Annotated in this window: 17 protein-coding genes; 11 read left to right on the forward strand and 6 right to left on the reverse strand. The window is 51.4% G+C overall.

Annotated features, from left to right (window positions below; translation table 11 throughout):
- Positions 1-59 precede the first annotated feature (59 nt).
- The 6 genes from odhB to H8K26_RS05040 all read left to right on the forward strand — a co-directional run bounded on the left by odhB (position 60) and on the right by H8K26_RS05040 (position 6,500).
- Positions 60-1,313 carry a 2-oxoglutarate dehydrogenase complex dihydrolipoyllysine-residue succinyltransferase gene (odhB, locus tag H8K26_RS05015; RefSeq protein ID WP_190477830.1) on the forward strand — a complete coding sequence of 418 codons (1,254 nt, stop codon included), beginning with the start codon at positions 60-62 and terminating at the stop codon, positions 1,311-1,313.
- A gap of 12 nt (positions 1,314-1,325) precedes the next feature.
- A complete protein-coding gene (locus tag H8K26_RS05020) occupies positions 1,326-1,682 on the forward strand; it encodes a PspC domain-containing protein (RefSeq protein ID WP_186885503.1) in 357 nt (118 codons plus the stop codon).
- 68 nt (positions 1,683-1,750) lie between these two features.
- Positions 1,751-3,178, forward strand: coding sequence for a dihydrolipoyl dehydrogenase (gene lpdA, locus H8K26_RS05025; RefSeq protein WP_190477832.1), 1,428 nt, complete (start codon positions 1,751-1,753; stop codon positions 3,176-3,178).
- A gap of 261 nt (positions 3,179-3,439) precedes the next feature.
- Positions 3,440-4,537 (forward strand): cell division protein ZapE, encoded by a 1,098-nt coding sequence (gene zapE, locus H8K26_RS05030; RefSeq protein ID WP_186897509.1) that lies wholly within the window; start codon positions 3,440-3,442, stop codon positions 4,535-4,537.
- The gene (locus H8K26_RS05035) at positions 4,537-4,947 is read left to right on the forward strand and encodes a hypothetical protein (protein WP_190477834.1); all 411 of its coding nucleotides are present in this window, start codon (positions 4,537-4,539) and stop codon (positions 4,945-4,947) included. Before zapE ends, H8K26_RS05035 begins: the two co-directional genes overlap by 1 nt.
- A gap of 287 nt (positions 4,948-5,234) precedes the next feature.
- Positions 5,235-6,500 (forward strand): DEAD/DEAH box helicase, encoded by a 1,266-nt coding sequence (locus H8K26_RS05040; protein WP_190477835.1) that lies wholly within the window; start codon positions 5,235-5,237, stop codon positions 6,498-6,500.
- Positions 6,501-6,555: 55 nt separating this feature from the next.
- Here H8K26_RS05040 and H8K26_RS05045 read toward each other — a convergent pair whose 3' ends face one another.
- Positions 6,556-7,722, reverse strand: coding sequence for a pyridoxal phosphate-dependent aminotransferase (locus tag H8K26_RS05045; protein ID WP_190477838.1), 1,167 nt, complete (start codon positions 7,720-7,722; stop codon positions 6,556-6,558).
- Between the two features lie 90 nt (positions 7,723-7,812).
- A complete protein-coding gene (upp, locus tag H8K26_RS05050; protein WP_223826859.1) occupies positions 7,813-8,445 on the reverse strand; it encodes a uracil phosphoribosyltransferase in 633 nt (210 codons plus the stop codon).
- Between the two features lie 215 nt (positions 8,446-8,660).
- Here upp and H8K26_RS05055 point away from each other — a divergent pair, with 215 nt between their 5' ends.
- Positions 8,661-14,069, forward strand: a complete 5,409-nt coding sequence (locus tag H8K26_RS05055) for a hypothetical protein (RefSeq protein ID WP_190477840.1) — start codon at positions 8,661-8,663, stop codon at positions 14,067-14,069.
- Between the two features lie 70 nt (positions 14,070-14,139).
- Here H8K26_RS05055 and H8K26_RS05060 read toward each other — a convergent pair whose 3' ends face one another.
- Together H8K26_RS05060 and ompR are read right to left on the reverse strand one after the other, a co-directional pair.
- Positions 14,140-15,504: an ATP-binding protein gene (locus H8K26_RS05060; protein WP_186885496.1), complete on the reverse strand. Its 1,365-nt coding sequence runs from the start codon at positions 15,502-15,504 to the stop codon at positions 14,140-14,142.
- 18 nt (positions 15,505-15,522) lie between these two features.
- The gene (gene ompR, locus H8K26_RS05065; protein WP_186885495.1) at positions 15,523-16,293 is read right to left on the reverse strand and encodes an osmolarity response regulator transcription factor OmpR; all 771 of its coding nucleotides are present in this window, start codon (positions 16,291-16,293) and stop codon (positions 15,523-15,525) included.
- A gap of 244 nt (positions 16,294-16,537) precedes the next feature.
- Between ompR and H8K26_RS05070 the strand changes: the two genes are divergently transcribed.
- Positions 16,538-16,870, forward strand: coding sequence for a hypothetical protein (locus H8K26_RS05070; protein ID WP_190477843.1), 333 nt, complete (start codon positions 16,538-16,540; stop codon positions 16,868-16,870).
- Positions 16,871-16,897: 27 nt separating this feature from the next.
- On the opposite strand, the gene smpB is transcribed toward H8K26_RS05070, so the two are convergent.
- Positions 16,898-17,347 (reverse strand): SsrA-binding protein SmpB, encoded by a 450-nt coding sequence (gene smpB / locus H8K26_RS05075; RefSeq protein WP_190478778.1) that lies wholly within the window; start codon positions 17,345-17,347, stop codon positions 16,898-16,900.
- A gap of 111 nt (positions 17,348-17,458) precedes the next feature.
- On the opposite strand from smpB, the gene H8K26_RS05080 reads away from it, so the two are divergent.
- Together H8K26_RS05080 and H8K26_RS05085 are read left to right on the forward strand one after the other, a co-directional pair.
- A complete protein-coding gene (locus tag H8K26_RS05080; RefSeq protein ID WP_186897266.1) occupies positions 17,459-17,890 on the forward strand; it encodes a type II toxin-antitoxin system RatA family toxin in 432 nt (143 codons plus the stop codon).
- Positions 17,883-18,185, forward strand: a complete 303-nt coding sequence (locus tag H8K26_RS05085; protein WP_190477845.1) for an RnfH family protein — start codon at positions 17,883-17,885, stop codon at positions 18,183-18,185. The genes H8K26_RS05080 and H8K26_RS05085 overlap by 8 nt, the downstream gene beginning before the upstream one ends.
- Before the next feature lie 15 nt (positions 18,186-18,200).
- Here H8K26_RS05085 and H8K26_RS05090 read toward each other — a convergent pair whose 3' ends face one another.
- Positions 18,201-18,701: a DUF4124 domain-containing protein gene (locus tag H8K26_RS05090; RefSeq protein WP_190477847.1), complete on the reverse strand. Its 501-nt coding sequence runs from the start codon at positions 18,699-18,701 to the stop codon at positions 18,201-18,203.
- A gap of 105 nt (positions 18,702-18,806) precedes the next feature.
- On the opposite strand from H8K26_RS05090, the gene guaB reads away from it, so the two are divergent.
- Positions 18,807-20,267 carry an IMP dehydrogenase gene (gene guaB, locus H8K26_RS05095; RefSeq protein WP_186897269.1) on the forward strand — a complete coding sequence of 487 codons (1,461 nt, stop codon included), beginning with the start codon at positions 18,807-18,809 and terminating at the stop codon, positions 20,265-20,267.

The following is a 20,267-nucleotide window of genomic DNA, read 5'->3' on the forward strand; positions in this document are numbered from 1 at the left end:
ACGCGACACTGCACCAGAAGCTGGTGCAGTGTTTGGCTACCCGAATCGGAGAGTAAAAAATGGCAATTATCGAAGTTAAAGTTCCTCAGTTATCTGAGTCCGTCGCTGAAGCGACTTTACTGACATGGCATAAAAAAGTAGGTGAATCAGTAGCTCGTGATGAAAATCTGATCGACGTTGAAACAGATAAAGTTGTTCTGGAATTACCAGCACCGGACGCTGGTGTGATCACACAAATTATCAAGGGTGATGGCAGCACAGTTGTTGCTGGTGAAGTTATCGCTATCCTCGATACAGCAGCGAGCGCCGGAACAGTTGCAACGCCTGCTGCTGTACCTGCTGCGGTTGCAGCAGCACCGGCAGTTGCTGCATCTGCTGATGCAAAATCATCGGCTGGCGTTGCTATGCCAGCAGCTGCAAAAATTCTGGCTGAAAACGGTTTATCCGCTGGCCAGGTTGATGGCTCAGGTAAAGATGGCCGTGTAACGAAAGGTGATGCATTGGCTGCTGTTGCCGGCAAAGCTGCACCTGCTGTTGCGCCTCTGGCAGTACCAGTGTCAACCAAGCCAGCATTGCAACAGGTGAATGCACCTGCGGCTGTTAACCTGGGTGATCGCCCTGAAGAACGCGTTCCTATGAGCCGTCTGCGTGCACGTATCGCTGAACGTCTGGTGCAATCGCAATCTACCAACGCGATTTTGACGACGTTCAACGAAGTCAACATGGCACCAGTCATGGAATTGCGCAATAAGTACAAAGACAAATTTGAAAAAGAACATGGCGTGAAACTGGGTTTCATGTCTTTCTTCGTCAAAGCTGCTGTTGCTGCTCTGAAAAAATACCCTATCGTTAATGCATCCGTTGATGGTAACGACATCGTCTATCACGGTTACTTTGATATCGGCATCGCCGTTGGTTCGCCACGTGGTCTGGTTGTGCCTATTCTGCGTAATGCCGATCAGATGTCGATTGCTGAAATCGAAAAGAAAATCGGCGAATTCGGTGCTAAAGCGAAAGATGGTAAGTTGACGTTGGACGACCTGACTGGCGGTACATTCTCCATCTCTAATGGCGGTACTTTCGGTTCCATGTTGTCGACACCGATCATCAATCCACCACAATCTGCGATTCTGGGCGTGCATGCAACCAAAGACCGCGCAGTAGTTGAAAATGGTCAGATCGTCGTTCGTCCGATGAACTATCTGGCGATGTCTTACGATCACCGTATCATCGATGGTCGTGAAGCAGTATTGGCTCTGGTTGCGATGAAAGACGCGCTGGAAGATCCATCACGCTTGTTGTTGGATCTGTAAGAGGCCATCGTCGTGAACATCGCTGACGACATCAAACGTCTGCATGAACTGCATCAGGCAGGAGCCCTGACTGATGCAGAGTTCGCGCAAGCAAAGGCGAAGCTCCTGTCTTCCGTTGGAAGCGGAGCTTCTTCTCAGGACGCACACAGTAATTCCTTTTCCGGTATCGATGATTCCCTGAATCAGTTAAACCGTTTCCGCCGCTCGAATACCGATCGTTGGCTGGGCGGTATTTGCGGTGGTTTAGGCAAATTCACCGGGTTGGAATCCTGGATATGGCGTTTGCTGTTTGTCTTTTTCACTTGTTATTTTGGCGCGGGTCTGGTCGCTTATGTTTTAGCGTGGATTTTTGTGCCAGAAGAAGAGTGAATCCGCCTGTTCACCGTATGTCTTTTCCTCACGCGTAATCAGAAACAATCAGAAATCAGGATAAATCCATGAGCAAACAATTTGATGTCGTCGTAATCGGCGGCGGCCCTGGCGGCTATATCGCAGCAATTCGTGCTGCACAACTCGGTTTTTCCACGGCCTGTATCGATGCCTGGAGCAACGACAAAGGCGGCCCGGCACCGGGCGGTACCTGCACCAACGTTGGTTGCATTCCATCTAAAGCTCTGCTGCAATCTTCGGAACATTACGAACATGCTGGTCACGCGTTTGCTGACCATGGTATTTCGGTATCCGGTCTGGGTATGGATGTCGCAAAAATGCTGGGACGTAAAAACACCATCGTTAAACAAAATAACGACGGTATTCTGTTCCTGTTCAAAAAGAATAAAGTCACTTTCTTCCACGGTCATGGCTCTTTCGTGAAAGCCGATGCGGCTGGTTACGAAATCAAGGTTGCCGGTAAAACAGAAGAAAGCATTACTGGTAAGCACATCATCGTCGCAACTGGCTCCAATGCACGCGCATTGCCAACCGCACCGTTCGATGAAAAGAACATTCTGTCGAACGAAGGCGCACTGAATATCGCTGAAGTACCGAAAAAACTCGGCGTGATCGGTGCAGGCGTGATCGGTCTGGAAATGGGCAGCGTATGGCGTCGTCTCGGTGCTGAAGTGACTGTACTCGAAGCATTGCCAACTTTCCTCGGTGCAGTGGACGAACAAATCGCCAAAGAAGCGAAAAAACTGTTCGACAAACAAGGCCTGAAAATCAATCTCGGCGTGAAAATCGGCGAGATCGTCAACAGTGGTAAAGACGTTACCGTCAACTACACCGATGACAAAGGCGCAGAGCACAAAGTCGTATTCGACAAGCTGATCATTTCTATCGGCCGTACACCAAACACCAATGGCCTGAATGCCGAAGGCGTTGGCCTGGCACTCGATGAGCGTGGTTTCATCGCGGTGGATGGCGATTGCAAAACGAATCTGCCTAACGTCTGGGCGGTGGGTGACGTAGTACGCGGTCCTATGCTCGCGCACAAAGCGGAAGAAGAAGGCGTTGCCGTTGCTGAGCGTATTGCTGGTCAACACGGTCACGTGAACTTCAACACGATTCCTTGGGTGATTTACACATCCCCTGAAATCGCGTGGGTAGGTCGTACCGAACAGCAATTGAAAGCCGACGGCGTTGCGTACAAAGCCGGTACTTTCCCATTCATGGCGAATGGTCGCGCACGCGCACTGGGCGATACTTCCGGTATGGTTAAATTCCTCGCCGATGCAACGACCGATGAAATCCTCGGCGTACACATCGTTGGTCCTATGGCTTCCGAATTGATTTCTGAAGCGGTGGTCGCGATGGAATTCCGTGCGTCTTCTGAAGATATCGCGCGTATTTGCCACGCCCATCCTTCTTTGTCTGAAGCGACAAAAGAAGCAGCGTTGGCAGTGGATAAACGTTCGCTCAACTTCTGATCGATACGTCATCTGCACCACGATAAAAATGGACGAGTCGGATACTCGTCCATTTTTATTATTGCCGTACCCGCCGTGTCAACGCAGGTTGGCGTTACCGGCGGTCAACGACCAGCCAGACTGGTACCCGTATTTTTCTGATCAGCGAATGATGTGGTTTCTGTTGTCAGCATGAATCAGCATGAATCAACGCACGGATGAATGATGGCATCGATGCGTACCGCACAAAATACGTGAGGAAACAGCTTGAAAAAACAGACTATGGATGTACAACAGTTTTACGACGAAGCGCTGACCCAGCGTGGATTTAAAGCCGACGAAGCGCAGAAGCGCGCCGTTGATCGCCTGCAGCGAGCCTATGAAGAATGGGTGCTGTACAAAGGAAAACGGGCGAACAAGCTGACCCGCCTTATCACCCGTCCTGAAGTGCCGCGCGGCGTTTATATGTGGGGCGGAGTAGGGCGCGGCAAGTCGTTTTTGATGGACAGCTTTTATTCCGTCGTCCCGGTTGTGCGTAAAACCCGTCTGCATTTTCACGAATTCATGCGCGCTGTACATCGTCAGTTAGACGAACTCAAAGGCGTCGCTGATCCGCTGGATGAAGTCGCCAAACGCATCGCCAAAAAATACCGCCTGATCTGCTTTGATGAGTTCCATGTGTCCGACGTCGCGGATGCGATGCTGCTTTATAACCTGCTCAAAGCCTTGTTTGATAACGGCGTGTCGTTTGTCATGACATCCAATTACCAGCCCGATCTGCTGTATCCCGAAGGTCTGCATCGCGACCGCATGCTGCCGACGATCGCCTTGCTCAAAGAAAAGCTCGATGTGATGAACGTCGATTCCGGTAATGATTATCGCAAACGTGCGCTGGAACAAGTGCAGGCGTATCTGACGCCGCTCTCAGCCGCGACCGATAAAGCGCTGCGCGATACGTTTTCGCGTATTGCCGACACCAAAGACGAAGACCCGCATGTTGATATCGAAGGCCGCACACTGAAAGCACTGCGCCGTGCCGGTGGTGTGATCTGGTTTGATTTTCATACGCTGTGCGGCGGCCCGCGTTCGCAGAATGATTACCTCGAAATCGCCAGCCGCTTTCATACCGTGATTTTGTCCGCCATTCCTTGCATGTCCGCTGCCATGTCATCAGAGGCGCGGCGTTTCACCTGGCTGATCGACGTGTTTTACGATAACAAGGTCAAACTGATTATGTCTGCCGAAGTCGCACCGGAAGAGCTGTATACTAAGGGCACACTCTCGAACGAGTTTCACCGCACGGTTTCACGTATCGTTGAAATGCAATCGAAAGAATACATGGAAGCCGATCAACGCCAACTTGCCGATAACCTAGCCTGATGAAATTTCTCTCACACTTATTTATTTCCAGCCTGCTGCTGACTGGCATCAGCGCGGCGCATGCCGATACCGTGGCTGATCAGAGAAAAGCAGAACTCGCCAGCATCGCCCAACTCGTGCAAGACATGGACGGGCGCTATCCGGTCAACAGCATACAAACCAACGAAGTCGCCGATGCCGTCATCGCCGAAAGCGAGACTCTGCAACGCCGCCTGCAAACCTGGTATCAGGCAGCAGAGCGCCATTGCTATGACATTTTTTTCGTCAACGACTGCCTGCAAGACATCAAAGTGCAACGCCGCCGTTACCTGCCGACCTTGCAGCGCATGTCTATCGAAGCCAAAGCCGTACAACGCCAGATTCGCGTGATCGAAAAAGACCGCGAACAAGCCCGCAAACAAGTCGATTAATCCTCGCTTCATCCTCGCTTATTCCCCATTTCACCGCCCGTCGCCACCGCCAGTGGCGACACTCCTCAGATCGCTTTGGGAACCGTAAAAAGTGATAAAAAGGGGGAGTATGCGGCATTTTCACCTTATTCTCAGCGTTAATGCTGGGCTTTAAAATATACTCCCCCCAGTATTTTTAGTCTCATTTAGCAGGCTAGCGGGCTCCAAATCGTGTGTGCGTCGCCCTTTGTACTTTCTCAGCATCAGAATGCGGTATAGTGCCGACCATCTTTCAGTAAAGCATAGTCATGTCATTTTCCAGCCTGGGCCTCACGGCCGTACTTCTGAGCGCCTTGCGCGACCGTAGTTATACCGAAGCGACTGCCGTGCAGGTCGCCGCGATTCCTGTGATTTTGCAAGGCAAAGATGTGATTGCCGAGGCGCAGACCGGCTCCGGGAAAACCATCGCCTTCTGTGCGCCGCTCTTGCAAAATCTGGTGCTGACGGCGGCGCGTCCGCGAGCGGTGCAGGTGTTGATTCTGGTACCGACCCGCGAGCTTGCCGCGCAAGTCGGCACCACGCTGAGCAGCCTGTGTAAATCGGTCGCGCCTGCTGCCAAACTGGCGGTGGTGTTTGGCGGTGTCTCGATTAATCCGCAAATGCTGCATTTACGCGGCGGTGCTGACATAGTGATCGCGACGCCAGGGCGTTTGCTGGATCTGATCGATCACAATGCCTTGTCATTGGCGCGCGTGAATACGCTGGTGCTGGATGAGGCTGATCGTTTGCTGGAGCTGGGCTTTGCCGATGAGTTAAACCGCATCGTGGCGATGTTGCCTGCACAGCGTCAGAATTTATTATTTTCTGCGACGTTTGCGCCGGAAGTGGAAAGCCTGGCAGCGCGCATCAGCCCGCAACCGGAACGTATTCGCATAGAAGTCACCGACGCCGGTAAGCCGGATATCGTACAAAGGGCGATCAGTGTTGATGCGCCTCGCCGCACCCAATTATTGCGGCATCTGCTGAGCAGCGAAGGGTGGCCGCGCGTGCTGGTGTTTGTCGCGACCAAATATGCGGCAGAGCTGGTGGCGGTGAAATTGCGCCGCGCGCATATTCCAGCGGAACCATTTCATGGCGAGCTGACGCAGGGCAAGCGCGAACAAGTGCTGGCCGATTTCAAGGCGTCGCGCCTGAAGGTGGTGGTGGCAACCGATGTTGCTGCGCGAGGCATCGACATCGCCCAGTTGCCGGTGGTGGTGAATTATGATTTACCGCGTTCCAGCGATGATTATATTCATCGCATAGGCCGTACTGGCCGCGCTGGTCTCAGCGGGCAGGCGTATAACTTTGTGACGCCGGAATCCGCCGCCCATTTTGCGCTGATCGCGCGTAAGCAAGGTTTGCGTTTGGAGCTGGAATCGATCCCGGGTTTTGAGGCCAGCAGTTTGCCTGTTGCTGCCAGCGAGCGTGTGCTGGATGTGAATGGTGGCGTGAAAGGGAAGCGCCCCAGCAAAAAAGACAAATTACGCGCCCTCGCGGCGCAGCAGGCGGCAGAAGCAAAAGACGATAATTAAGCTGGGCTGCAATGTCGCCGCGATCTTGCTGCTAATCTGCCGTTATTGTTCAAGCTTACAGCGCAGCCAGTCTGGCGATCGCAGTTTCCAGTGTTGCATCCTGTTTCGCAAAACAAAAGCGCACGACGCCGGATTCTTTTGCTTGCTGATAAAAGGCCGATACGGGAATTGCCGCAACGCCAATTTCGCTGGTCAGCCAGCGCGCAAAATCGAGTTCCGGTAAATCTGAAATCGCGCTGTAATCCACACTTTGAAAATACGTACCCGCGCACGGCAGCAAGCGGAAGCGGGATTGTTGCAGACCATCGCGGAAGAGGTCGCGCTTACGTTGATAAAACGCGGGCAATTCCAGATACGGCGCGGGATTTTGCATGTACTGCGCTAATCCAACCTGCATAGGCGTATTCACGGTGAAGACGTTGAACTGATGCACTTTGCGGAATTCTGCCATCAGCGCCGCCGGGGCGACGACGTAGCCGACTTTCCAGCCGGTCACATGATACGTTTTACCAAAACTGGAAATAATATAGCTGCGCTGCGCCAGTTCCGGGTGGCGCGCGAGTGATTCGTGGCGTTGCCCATCATAGACCATGTGTTCATACACTTCGTCCGAGGCAATGAGGATGCGGGTGTCGCGCACAATGTCTGTCAATGCCGCGATATCGCTGGCGCTCAGCACAAAGCCGGTAGGATTGTGCGGCGAATTGAGCATGAGCAGCCGCGTTTTGCCGGTGATGCTGGCGCGGACTTTGTCCCACGGAATGCTGTAGCCGTGCTCGCCTAATTCCATGCTGACGAAAACCGGCACGCCACCGGCGAGTCTGATCGACGGCACATAGCTGTCATACGCAGGTTCGATCACAATAACTTCATCTCCCGCATGCACGCAGGCCAGCAAGATGGTTAATATGCCTTGCGTGGCCCCGGCGGTGATAGTAATTTCGCTGGCAGGATCATATTGATAGCCATAAATAGCCGCGATTTTTGCGGCGATCTGCTCTCTGAAGATGGCGACGCCTGGCATCGGTGGATATTGATTGTGGCCAGCGGCCATGGCCTGCGTCACTGCGGCGGGTAGCGCGGGGTCGCAATCGAAATCCGGAAATCCTTGTCCCAGATTCACGGCTTTTTTCTCAGCGGCAAGTGCCGACATCACCGAAAAAATCGTGGTGCCGACTTCGGATAATTTGGAAGCAGGAATGAAACTGGTAGTCGTTGTCATATTCAGTGCAGGGAAATAGATGCTGTATTTCTGACAGCAGAGACAAAAACGCCCCGGCGCTGTCAGGCTACCGGGGCGTTTTACTTAGATTTATTTGGTACCGAACAATCGGTCACCAGCATCGCCCAAGCCCGGAACGATATAACCATGATCGTTCAGGCATTGATCGATGGATGCGGTAATCACAGGCACATCAGGATGCGCGTTTTGCATGACCTTGATGCCTTCCGGCGCTGCCAGCAGGCAGACAAATTTAATCGACTTCGCACCGCCTTGTTTCAGGCGGGTGATTGCTGCCGCTGCTGAGTTACCGGTGGCAAGCATAGGATCAACCACGATCACCAGACGGTCAGCGATATCTTCCGGCACTTTGTAGTAATACTCGACCGGTTCCAGCGTTGCCGGGTCGCGGTACAGGCCGATATGACCGACGCGCGCATTCGGCAACAGATCCAGCATGCCATCCAATATGCCGTTACCGGCACGCAGCACAGAGATCACGCAAAGTTTTTTGCCGCTGATCGTCGGTGCATCGATGACCTGAATCGGGGTTTCGATCCGGGTGAATTCGATAGGCAGATCGCGTGTGACTTCGTACGCCAGCATCTGGCTGATCTCGCGCAGCAGACGGCGGAAATTATCTGTTGGTGTGTCTTTGCTGCGCATCAGCGACAGTTTGTGCTGCACTAACGGATGTTTGATTTCAGTCACTAATTCGTTCAAGGTCATTCTCCTGCTGATTTTGGTGTGACCGCTATTTTACGTCCCCGCGCTGTTTTAGGGGAGGCGTTCATTCACGAATAAATGGGAATAGAGGGGTTTTTCTCGCTTTACTCTGGCGATTGTTTGATTTTTCTTCATTGATAATTCAGGGTAAGAAGTTCCGGAGCCGCCAGGCCAGCGACTTTAGGGAACGACTACTATCTCAGGAGTGAAGAATGGACAGCAATCAGTCATTATTAAATAAATTTTCTTTAGGGAATTTCTCCCTTGATCAGCGTATGGATCAGAAAGAAGATTTTTTATCTTCTCCTGATGATCTGGAGTCGAATTCCCGTATCGACGTTAAGGGCATACGTGAAGCGATTGCCCGTGTTGAAGCTGAAGCCCGTGCCACGGTCGCCTCTGAAACCCGTCTGAAAGCAGAAGCACAGGCTCGTGCGATGGCAGAAGCCCGCGCGCAGGCAGAAGCCGAGGCTGCCGAGTTGGCGCAAAGAAAACTGCAGTTGGAACAGGAAGCTGCAGAAAGCAGCCGGACAAGATTACTCGCTGAAAAGCAATCGCAGGCCGCCAGCGCAGCCCGGATTGCTGCGAATGAACAGGAAGCACGTGATTTACAAGAGCGTGCGCAAATGGAAAGCCGTGCCCGCGCACAATCTGAGCAACGTCAGAAGATAGAGCAGGAAGCCAAAGCCCGTGCTGAAATGCAGTTCAAGGCAGAGTCAGAAATTACCGCCAAAGCACAGGCAACAGTAACCCAGTTAAGCAAACAGACAGAAGCCGCAAAAAACTGGGCTGCTGAACGTTTCGCTGCATCCGAAAGTGCGCGCCAGCAGGCCGTTGAGCGTGCCCGTGCGGATGCACGTATTGCAGAACTGGCACGTGAACGCGAAAAACGCGAACGTGAAGCACGCGAAACCTCAGAAATGCTGGTCAAAGTACGCAGCGAAACCATGCAGGCCAGCAAAGAACGTGATCAAGCCGATGCGATGGCACTCGAATTTGCCATCAGTCGCGCCCCTGTGGAAGCACGGGCGAGAGAAGATGCGATTGCCCGCTTAGCCATAGAGCAGGAGCATGAAGCTATTGCTCAGGCTCGTATGGAATCTGAACGCCGCGCAGCAGAAGCAATCCAGATGCGCATGCAGGCTGAGCAAGACTTGTATGCGGCTGCTTCCAAGCGTGAACAGGCAGAAGTGATTGCCACAGCCACGGCACAAGCCCGCCGCGAAGCGGAAGACAAAATCCGCCAGGTCACAGAATCCCGTATCCGTGCTGAGCGCGAATTGCAATCGACGGCAATGCATCGCATTGAGAATGAACAACAGGCAGATGCTCAGGCACGTACGCGCCTGCAAGCAGAAGCCGAGGCATCCGAAGAAGCCCGTCAACGCCGTATCGCTGAACAGGAAGCAACAGAAATCGCCCGTCAGCGCGCGGCGGAAGAACAGCGCGCTGCCAAGCTGGCTAAAGAACGCATAGAAATTGAACGGGTTGCGGTACAGGCTGCCCGTGAGCAGGCTAATGCCGAACAACAAGCCCTGAGCGCCAGTGCGTTTCAGGCCGATTTACTCAAGCGTGCCAGCGCTGCTGCCGAGCTGAAGGCAAAAAAAGCAGAAGAATTAGTCGCTGCGGAACAAATGCGGGCGGAAGCCGAACAAAAAGCAGTGAATGCACTCGATGCAAAACTGCAGGCCGAGCGTCAGAAAGCAGAAGAAGCGGAAGCCCGTGCCAAAGCTGATGAAGCCCACGCCGAACTGTTGCGCATGCAGGAAGCGGCTGATCGCGCAGCACGCGTAGCGCAGGAAACTGAATATATCGCAGAAAAAATTGCGCTGGAAAAAGCCATAGAACAAGCTGAGTTGCAGCAAAAAATGGCAGAAGCAACAGTGAAGAAGAGCAGGGACGTCAGTGAACTCCTTCGCGTTCAACAACAATGTGCTCAGGATGAGGCGAAAGCAATGGAACTACTCGATGAGAAACTGGATGTAGAACGTCGTCGTGCCGAGGCGGTTCAGCAAATGCTGAAAACTGCAGAAGAAAAACTGGCGCTGGAGCAGGCTGCACAACTGGAACTCGAAGCAAAGCAGCGTGCCGAAGAGGAAATGAAAGCGATTGCTGCCGCAAAAGAGCAAGCCGAGCGTGAGCAAAGACTGGCGCAGGAAGCCGCTAATCAGGCAGAACTGACAGCGCTGGAGCAAGCCGAAATTCAAAAAGAAGTACAACGCAAAGCGGCGGCCCTGGCACTGTTGAAATCGCAACAGGCAGTTGAAATGACGCGTGCCGAGCAGGTTCGTACCGAAGCGGAAAAACAGGCAGTATGCGCAGCGCAGGAAAAGCTGGAAGCAGAAAAAGCCACGGCAGAACAAGTGATCGCCCGTGCCCATGCTGATCGTCAGCATGTCAATGTATTGCAGGCACGTCAGCAACAGGAATCGGAAGCCCGGACTGCACGTCAGGCATTGATCCAGGCGGAGCAAGCCCGCCTGCAAAAAATGCAGGAGCATGCTGAGTTGCAAAAGCAAGCAGCCAGCGCGGCTCAATCCAAAGTCGCAGAAGCCGAAGAGTTAGGTAAAACCTTGCGCCTGCGCGCAGAGTCAGAACAAAAAGCGCTCGGACTGGTGCAGGAAAAATTACAGGCAGAAAAGAAATTAACGGCAGAATTGCAGGCGAAAGCAAAAGTCGAGCAGGAAGAGCGCGATCAGCATCTGGCCAGACTGGAAGCAGAGCAAGCGCTGCGTAGTGCGACAGAATTAAAACTCGCTGAAGAAAAAAAATTGTTCGAGCAAAATGCGGCGCAGGCGCAGGCTGAACAGCAGGCAGCGCAGGCAGCAGCGGCACGTGTTAAAGCGGCAGCGCAGATCACACGTCTGGAACAGGAAAAAGCACAATCGCAACAGCAGGCAGCAGCGGCGCTGGAGCAACAAGCGAAATTGGAGCAGGAACGTACCGATGCCGAAAAATCTATCGCGAAAGCTGCAACAGAAAAACTGACGGCAGAAAAAATCGCCCATGCTGCTGCCCAGGCAAAAGCGATTGCAGAGCAAGAGCAGGCCGTTGCAGCCGCAGAACGTGCACGTGCCGAGCAAGAGGCAAGCCAGATGGCTGAGGCGAAACTGCAGGCAGAAAAAGCCTTGCAATTGCAGGCGCAGGCGTATGCGGCCAGCCAGCAAAAAGCGCATCAACTGGTGGTTGAAAAAAATCGACGCATCGCAGAGTTGGAACAAGTTGTACAACAACGCTCTGCTGATGAAGCTGTTTTGCTGGCAACAACAACAGCAAAATTACAGGCAGAACAAAGCGCTCAGCAAGACGTACAAACCCGTCTGGTCAGCGAAAAACAGGCCAATGAATTTGCCCAAGCCAATGCGTACGCGCAGCAATTGGCACGTCTGGCCGGTGAGGCAACTCTCGCTGCAGAGCAGGCTTTACATCAGGAATTGGCTGCACATGCCGATGCACAAAAGCTGATGGCAGAAATCGCACAACAGCGTTTGCAGCAAGAACAGCAATTGCTGAAGGCGCAACAAGAACGTATCGTAGCCGAGCAGGCATTGGTCACAATGCTGACAGCAAAGCAAGAGGCTGAAGTCGCTGCAGCAGCGGAAGTACAGGCGCGTCTGAATGCCGAAGCTGAGCAAGTGGAATTGTTGGCGGCACGCAAAAATAGCGATGAAGAAGCACGTCTGGCAATAGAAAATCTGAATACGAAAGAAAAAGAATGGCTGGCGCAAGCGGCTGAAGAAGCATTAATCAAGCGTCAGACCGCAGCTGCACTCGAAGAAAAAACCTCCTTATTGCTGGAATCTAGCCGTGCAGAGCAACAACGCCTGGCGACCGAGCAACAACTGAGCGAAGAGTTGCAAGCGAAATTACTGGCGGAACAACAGCAACAGCAAGCACTGCAACAACGTTTGCAAGCGGAACAAGAAGCAGCGCAGATCGCAGCTTCACGCTTTGAACAGGAGCAGGCGGCAGCACAGGCATCACAATTGCAACTGGAGACCGAGCAGGCGATGTTTGCTAAATCAGTACAACACGCTGAGGCGCAACGTGCAGCGGCAGAGGCGATGGAAGCCAAACTGCGTGAAGCGGAAACGTTGGCGTTGATGGAAAATCGCCGTGCAGCCGCTGAGCTTGAAGAATTGGCTGCTATCGAACAAAAGATGCTGGCAGAACAAAAGGCGCTGGCGGAAGCGGAACAACGTCAGCAAGCCGAACAAGCGTATCTGCAATTGTCTGAGATTCGTGCTCAGGCTGAGCAAGATGCGAACGTGGCAATGCAGATCAAACTGACCGCCGAGAAAGAAGCGACAGAATTAGCGCAAATGCACGCGGCTGCAGAAAAAGAAGCTGCTGAACTGGCGCAGATGCGTGCTGACGAGCTGTTAGCTTTGCAGCAAATGGAAGCGCAAAAGGCCGAGCTTGCTCAGCGTGAAATCCAGGCGATGCAACTGCAGAAGCAACGCGAGCAGGATGAGTTGCAATTGAAGCAGCAGGCATTGACGGCGATCAGCCAGAAAATGGAAGCGGAAGCGTTGATACTCAAAGCCTCCGAAGACAGATTGCAAATTGAGGCGGAATTGGCGAAGCAGAGCCAGTTGCGTGCACAAAAAGCAGTTGAGGCTAATGCCGCGGAACAGGAAAAAGTCGCTGCAGAACAAGCACTGACTGCGGCGTCTGAAGCGCTGGTAGAGCAAGCCAGAATGGCAATGGCTGAGATGAACGCCCGACTGGAACAACAGCAGCAACTGGCAGAAATTGAAGCGCAAAGAATTGCAGCTGAGAACAAGCTGGCGCAAGACGTCGCCGCACGTTTGCAGGACGAACAGGCATTGCTGGCAGACTTGCAGCAACAGGAAGAGCAAGAGGCTGCGTTGGCAGATCTGATGTTGCAACGTCGCGCCGAACTTGCAGCAGCAAAAGCCGCATTGGAACAGGCGAAGAAAAATGCTCTGGCATTATCGCCGGAAGAAATGGAATTGGCGGCATTGCAGCAACAGTTCGCGCAACAACAACAGGCAATGGAACAACAAAAACAACAGCGTCAGGAGCAGGCTGAGTTGCTGAAAGCGCAGTTGGCTGAGATGCAGGCTGCATTGAAAGCGGAAGCCGAGCAAGAAAATCTGAGTCTGGTCGCGGAACATGCACAGGCTGAAAATCTGGCCCAGGAATTGATTTCCAAGTTGCGCAACAACCAACAACAAAGTGCTGAATGGCGTTTGCAGGCGCAGCAAATGCTGTCGAGTGCGCCGGTGGAAATTACTTACGACATCGGGCAGCAAGCGGAAAAAGATGCGCAGGAACGCTTCCGTCTGCGCCTGCGTCCTTCCGTGCTGGCTGGTTTGATGTTGTGTGCTGGCGTTGCTGGCGCGGGTTTCGCTAATTTCTCTACACCGATGTCTGTTGCCAACGCGATGGCAGCCAAGGCTGCACCGGTTGTTGCCAGCCCTGCGAATGTCGCCGCACCGTCTGTAAAACTGAACAGCGGCATGCAATTGAGCTATGAACTGACACCATCAGCAACGCAGGTGAAAAAATCTGCGGAAAATGGCATCGCACAACAAACTGAACCGGTGAAGGCAGAAGAAAAAGCGGCCTTGCAATTAGCGATGGCGGCGAAGTAAGAGCAGCAGAAAACTACTCTTGAGTAGTAAATAAAAAATCCCGGTGATTATTTATTATTACCGGGATTTTTTATTTGAACTTCATTTCTGGAAAAATCATGACGGCAACAAAGCCTTTGTGCTCATGGTTGTAAATCCTTAATCTGCCACGATGACGGCGGACTATCCTATCTACAATCGCCAGACCGAGACCTGAACCGTTTGCCTGGCTGCGTGAGACATCGGCGCGAGTAAAGGGTTTCAGCAGACGCCCGATATCATCGTCGCTCGGAGCACCTTCACCGTAATCCCGGAAACTGATCAATACACCTTGTTTTTTGCCCTTCGTTTTGTGGCTGCATTGAATTTCTACAACGGTGTTGAGTTTGTCCGGATTCTTTCCGTAACGGCAGGAGTTTTCAATCAGGTTGCTGAACAGTCGCCTGAGCTCTGTCGCATTTCCTGAAATATACATGTCCGTTGCAATCGCTGAATGCAGGTGAAGGTAGTTCACCCGTGAATACTCCTGAATCACTTGTTTCAGTAATTCGCTGATATTCACTTTATCAAAACGAAGACTGTCGATCGGTTTCGCATAATCAAGAAACTGATTGATGATTGCATCCATTTGCGACAGATCTGATTGCATGCCGGATCGTGCCTGTTCGTCCAGATCGGCCATTTCCACTTCGAGTTGCATACGTGCGAGCGGTGTACGCAAATCATGTGAAATCCCGGCAAGAATGATGGTGCGGTCGGCATCGATTCTGGCCAGATCTGCAACCATGTTATTAAAGCTGGCATTGGTTTCGCGAATTTCTTTCGGGCCGCGTTCAGGCAGAGCCGGTGCCTGCTTACCCTGGGCAAGTAAGCGTGCTGCATTACTCAGGCGGGACAGGGGATCGTTAATGAATTTAGAAATCACTGCTGCACCCAGCAGGGTAATCAACAAGGTGGCGGTGATCCAGCTGAGTACGGGCAAGGTTGTTGGTGGCTCCAGCCGGTCTTCATCCAGCCGCAGCCAGTAATGATCGCCCTCGATCTCCAGACTGATCCAGAATCCGCTATTACCATTCACCGAGCGGGCGAAACGGGTCTCTTTGCCCAGCTGCGCTTTCATCATCTCACTGAATTCGGTCAGAAAAACGGTGGGCTCAAGTTTATCCAGGGTGTCGGCATCATTCCGTAGATAAATCCGTATTCCCTCGCTATGCGCCAGATCGAGCAAAAGCTCTTTGCGTTTTTCGGGCGCAGAATGTGTCAGCGCAGCGCGTGTAATCGTGACGATGGAAGTGATTTGCGCCGTCAGTTGCTGAGCGCGAGGTGTTCGTTCAAGGGTTTTGAAACTGACGAACCATATCATCATACTGGCCATCACAAGGATGGCCAGTAAAAAAAATGTACGCCAGAAAAGACCGCTGCGCAGCCATTCGAGACTATTCAGATATGAGCGCATACGTCTTCAGAGGGAACGCTATTCCTTGCTTGCTTCCGGAATGAAGACGTAGCCGAGTCCCCATACAGTCTGGATGTATAAAGGATTGGATGGATCTGGTTCTATCAGTTTTCTCAGACGTGAAATCTGCACATCCAGACTACGGTCAAATACTTCATATTCGCGGCCACGTGCCAGTTCCATCAGCTTTTCACGGGATAAGGGCTGGCGCGCATGGCGGGCAAAGACTTTAAGTACGGAAAATTCGCCAGTCGTCAGAGAAATAGCTTCGTTGTTTTTTCTCAGAGTGCGAGTGCCGAGATCCAGAACAAAATCGCCAAAAGCAAATGTTTGCGGGCCGTCGGAAGGTGCTCCGGGTAATTCATCCGGGACTTTGCGACGCAGAACGGCATTGATGCGGGCAACCAGTTCACGTGGATTGAATGGTTTCGGCAGGTAGTCATCGGCTCCCATTTCCAGTCCGATAATCCTGTCCACTTCCTCGCTTTTCGCCGTCAGCATGATGATAGGCGTTTTGTCGCCTGCACCGCGCAACCGGCGGCAAATGGCGAGCCCGTCTTCGCCCGGCAGCATTAAATCCAGTACCAGCATGTCGTAGCGTTCACGCATCCAAAGTTTATTCATGGTCTGCGCATTCTCTGCGCCGACAACATGAAAACCTTGTTCGGTCAGGTAACGCCGCAACAGTTCGCGGAGTCGTAAATCGTCGTCCACAACCAGAATTTTTGCTTTCGGTGCGTTGTTGGCGGGAGTCGGAGTGTTCTCTGTAGGTGTTTGAAGGTTTGTCATGTCTGTAATGGTACTGGCATCGTTACCGCCTGGGAACAGTCAGGCAGAGAGGATTACAAAGAGTTACATACTTTACTTCTATGGGAAAGGAATAACAATGTAATTAAATTAAACTACGATGACAATCTGATCATTGGTCATGCGTTTTCTGTTTTTTTTGCCGTTGTTAGAGTTGACTGGAGCAAGCGCCTGATGCAAAAAATGGTGGTATCAAATTCTATGCTGCAAAAACTGAAAACAGTGAATGAATAAAGCTCTCGCTATATTTTTTGCCATCTTGCTGGTGCTGTTGTCGATAGGTTCCGTGATCGCAATACCGTCGCCTGGCTCCGTAGCAGCAAATCCGAACTCTGGCTTTTCCGCTGGAAAGCATACGCAAGCCAGTGTTGCTGATGTTTCTTTATCTGCGACAACGATAGACAAACACAAAAACTGCGGCTTTAAAAAAATGTCCGCTACATCTTCCTGTGAAAGTCCTTTGGCTGATGTAAAGAAAAATAAGCTCAGCGTGGATGAGAGAAAGGTGCTGCGTCGGCAAATTCGTGACGTTGAACAAGAATTTGATGCCGCCAAATAGCCAGCCAGAAAAAACCTTGTGTCGATATTAGCGGCGATGTTGTTTCATTATCTTTTGCTGTTCACGCTGCCAGTCTTTTTCTTTCTCTGATTCTCGCTTGTCGTGTTGCTTTTTACCTTTGGCAAGCCCTATCTGACATTTTATTCTGCCATTGCTGAAGTGCATGTTGAGTGGCACCATCGTATAGCCAGAGCGTTCGACTTTGCCGATTAATTTGCTGATCTCTGCTTTGTTCAGTAATAATTTTCGTGTACGCACCGAGTCGGGATGTATGTGCGTTGAGGCGGTTGGCAGTGCACCGATATGTGCCCCAAACAGAAAAATCTCACCATTACGCACAATCACGTATGCTTCTTTTAATTGAAGACGTCCAGCACGGATTGCTTTGACTTCCCAGCCTTGCAACACCACGCCTGCTTCGAATTGTTCCTCGATAAAGTAATCGTAGAAGGCTTTTTTGTTATCAGCAATACTCATGTAATAAGGAAATTGGTTATCTTGCCGTTTCAAAATTTCTTATGATAATTTCGATACGGTGGCGACTCGGTTAAAATGCGAACCTGTGATTCTACCAAATGGTTTCTTTAGATGGCAGTCGTACATAAAACAGTTTTTATCGGATACAGCGCCGCTCAGATGTTTGCGCTGGTTGAGCAGGTCGAAAAATACCCTGAATTTTTGCCTTGGTGTGGCGAGGTTAAGGTAGCGGAGAGATCGGAAACGAATCTGATTGCAACCCTTGCCATTAACTTCCATGGTATCAAACAAAGCTTCACCACAAAAAATATCAATCAGCCGCCGCATTCTATGCAGATGAATCTGGTTGATGGCCCGTTTAGGCAACTGACTGGTGGCTGGAAGTTTACTGAATTGCGCCCGGATGCCTGCAAGATCGAGTTCGACCTCAATTATGATTTTTCCAGTAAGTTATTGGAACACTTGATTGGTCCGGTATTCAGCAAGATTGCAAATAGTTTTGTTGATTCATTTTGCTCGAGAGCGGAGGCGATTTATGCCTGATGAAAATAAAATTCAGGTGCAGGTTTGCTATTCATCCGGTGATGCTGTCAGTTTGCTCAATGTCAGTGTGCCTCTTGGTGCCAGTGTTCGTCAGGCGATCGATTCCAGTTGTATTTTGGAGCAGCATCCTGAGCTGAATCTCAATACTCTCAAAATAGGGGTCTACGGCAAACTGAAAGATGAGAGCGCGGTTCTTCATGAGGGCGACAGGGTGGAAATCTATCGCCCCTTGCTTGCCGATCCTATGGAAGCCAGGCGGCGGCGCGCGCAGAAACAGCAAAAATTGGCAGTGTAACGGTCATTACTGAAATTACTGACAGCCAGCCAGTGCTTTTTTTACATCCGCAGCTTCTTTTTCCCGCTGTGCATCTGACAAGTAGTTGCGCTCACCGTTTTTATCGGTAGTCGCTACCCGTTGTCCCGATTCCAAGACTTTCTGATACGACCTTGCGCGTTCACAATTTTTCTGTTTATCAGCATTAGCCTGTTGATCCTCACTTGCTTTCTTGTCTTTTTCAGCTTGTTCAGCGCGGCGTTTATTGAAATCTTCGTTTCTCGCTGACGTTGTCATTGGTTTTTGCTGCGCATTTGCAGCGTCTTTTGATGCGCTCGCGGCGTCGCTGGGTTCTGCTGGTTTTGTTGCTGACTGTCCTGGCGATTTAATGATACGGTTTTTTGGGGTCGATGCCGGAGGAGGGGTGTCAGAAAACTGTTTATTGCCCTTTTCATCCACCCATATATATTGAGCAAAAGCGCTTGCGCAGGTGAACGTGGCAATGATAAATCCACTGATAAGCTTGAGTTTTAACATGAAGTCGTTCTTTCAAAGAGGGCAAAAGATGCAAGAGTTTTACACGTAGCGAGACTACTTCGCAAGTTTTCTGTATAATTCGCTTTTGCGCCTATAGGAAATAGTATGCGTTTACTTCAAAAAGCACTCACGTTCGATGACGTGCTCCTCGTTCCAGCATATTCGGACATTCTCCCGAAAGATACCTCTCTTGCGACTAAATTGACGCGTAATATTCATTTGAATATACCGTTGGTTTCTGCTGCTATGGATACCGTTACTGAAGCCAGACTGGCGATTGCCATGGCGCAGGAGGGTGGTATTGGTATCATCCATAAAAACCTTACCGCCAAAGAGCAAGCGCGTGAAGTGGCGAAGGTGAAACGTTTTGAATCCGGGGTGTTGCGTGATCCGATCACGATTCCACCTGGTATGAAAATCCGTGAAGTGATTGCCTTGTCTCAACAACACGGTATCAGTGGTTTTCCTGTCGTTGAAGGTAAAGTTGTCGTTGGTATTATCACTAATCGCGATCTGCGTTTTGAGCAGGAGCTGGATGCGGAAGCCCGCACCAAAATGACTCCGCGTGAAAAGCTGGTGTGTGTCAATGAGACGGCCGACCTGGCGGAAGCAAAACGGTTGATGAATAAACATCGCCTTGAACGCGTTTTAGTTGTGAATGACGCTTTCGAGTTACGTGGCCTGATTACCGTTAAAGACATTCAGAAGTCGACAGAACATCCATTTGCATCGAAAGATGAGCATGGGAAATTGCGCGTGGGTGCAGCGGTTGGCGTTGGTGTCGATAACGAAGAACGTATCGATCTGCTGGCTAAAGCGGGTGTGGACGTGATTGTTGTCGATACTGCGCACGGTCATTCTAAAGGTGTGCTGGATCGTGTTCGCTGGGTGAAAGACAATTACCCGCATATTGAAGTTATCGGTGGCAATATCGCCACGGCTGCGGCTGCGCTTGCGCTGGTTGAACACGGTGCAGATGCGGTTAAAGTCGGCATCGGCCCTGGCTCTATTTGCACGACGCGTATCGTTGCTGGTGTTGGTGTGCCGCAAATCACAGCGATTGCAAATGTGGCAAATGCACTCAAAGGAACAGGTGTGCCGTGTATTGCTGACGGTGGTGTCCGCTTCTCTGGTGACGTGTCCAAAGCATTGGCGGCAGGTGCGTCAACCGTGATGATGGGTAGTATGTTCGCTGGTACGGAAGAAGCACCGGGTGAGGTGATTCTATTCCAGGGACGTAGCTATAAATCCTATCGCGGCATGGGTAGTCTGGGTGCTATGGCGGATGGTTCTGCCGACCGTTATTTTCAGGATGCGGCAAATAACGCAGATAAGCTGGTGCCTGAAGGTATTGAAGGTCGTGTTGCATATAAAGGCAGCGTGCTGGCGATTCTGTATCAACTGGTCGGTGGCGTCCGTTCATCGATGGGATATTGTGGTTGCGCGACGATTGAAGATCTTCGGACTAAAGCTGAGTTTGTTGAAATCACTTCTGCCGGTATGCGTGAGTCGCATGTGCATGACGTGCAGATTACGAAAGAAGCTCCGAATTATCGCGCCGATTGA

This window comes from Cognatundibacterium aquatile, from assembly GCF_014699135.1.
GTDB lineage: Bacteria > Pseudomonadota > Gammaproteobacteria > Burkholderiales > Burkholderiaceae_D > Undibacterium > Undibacterium aquatile.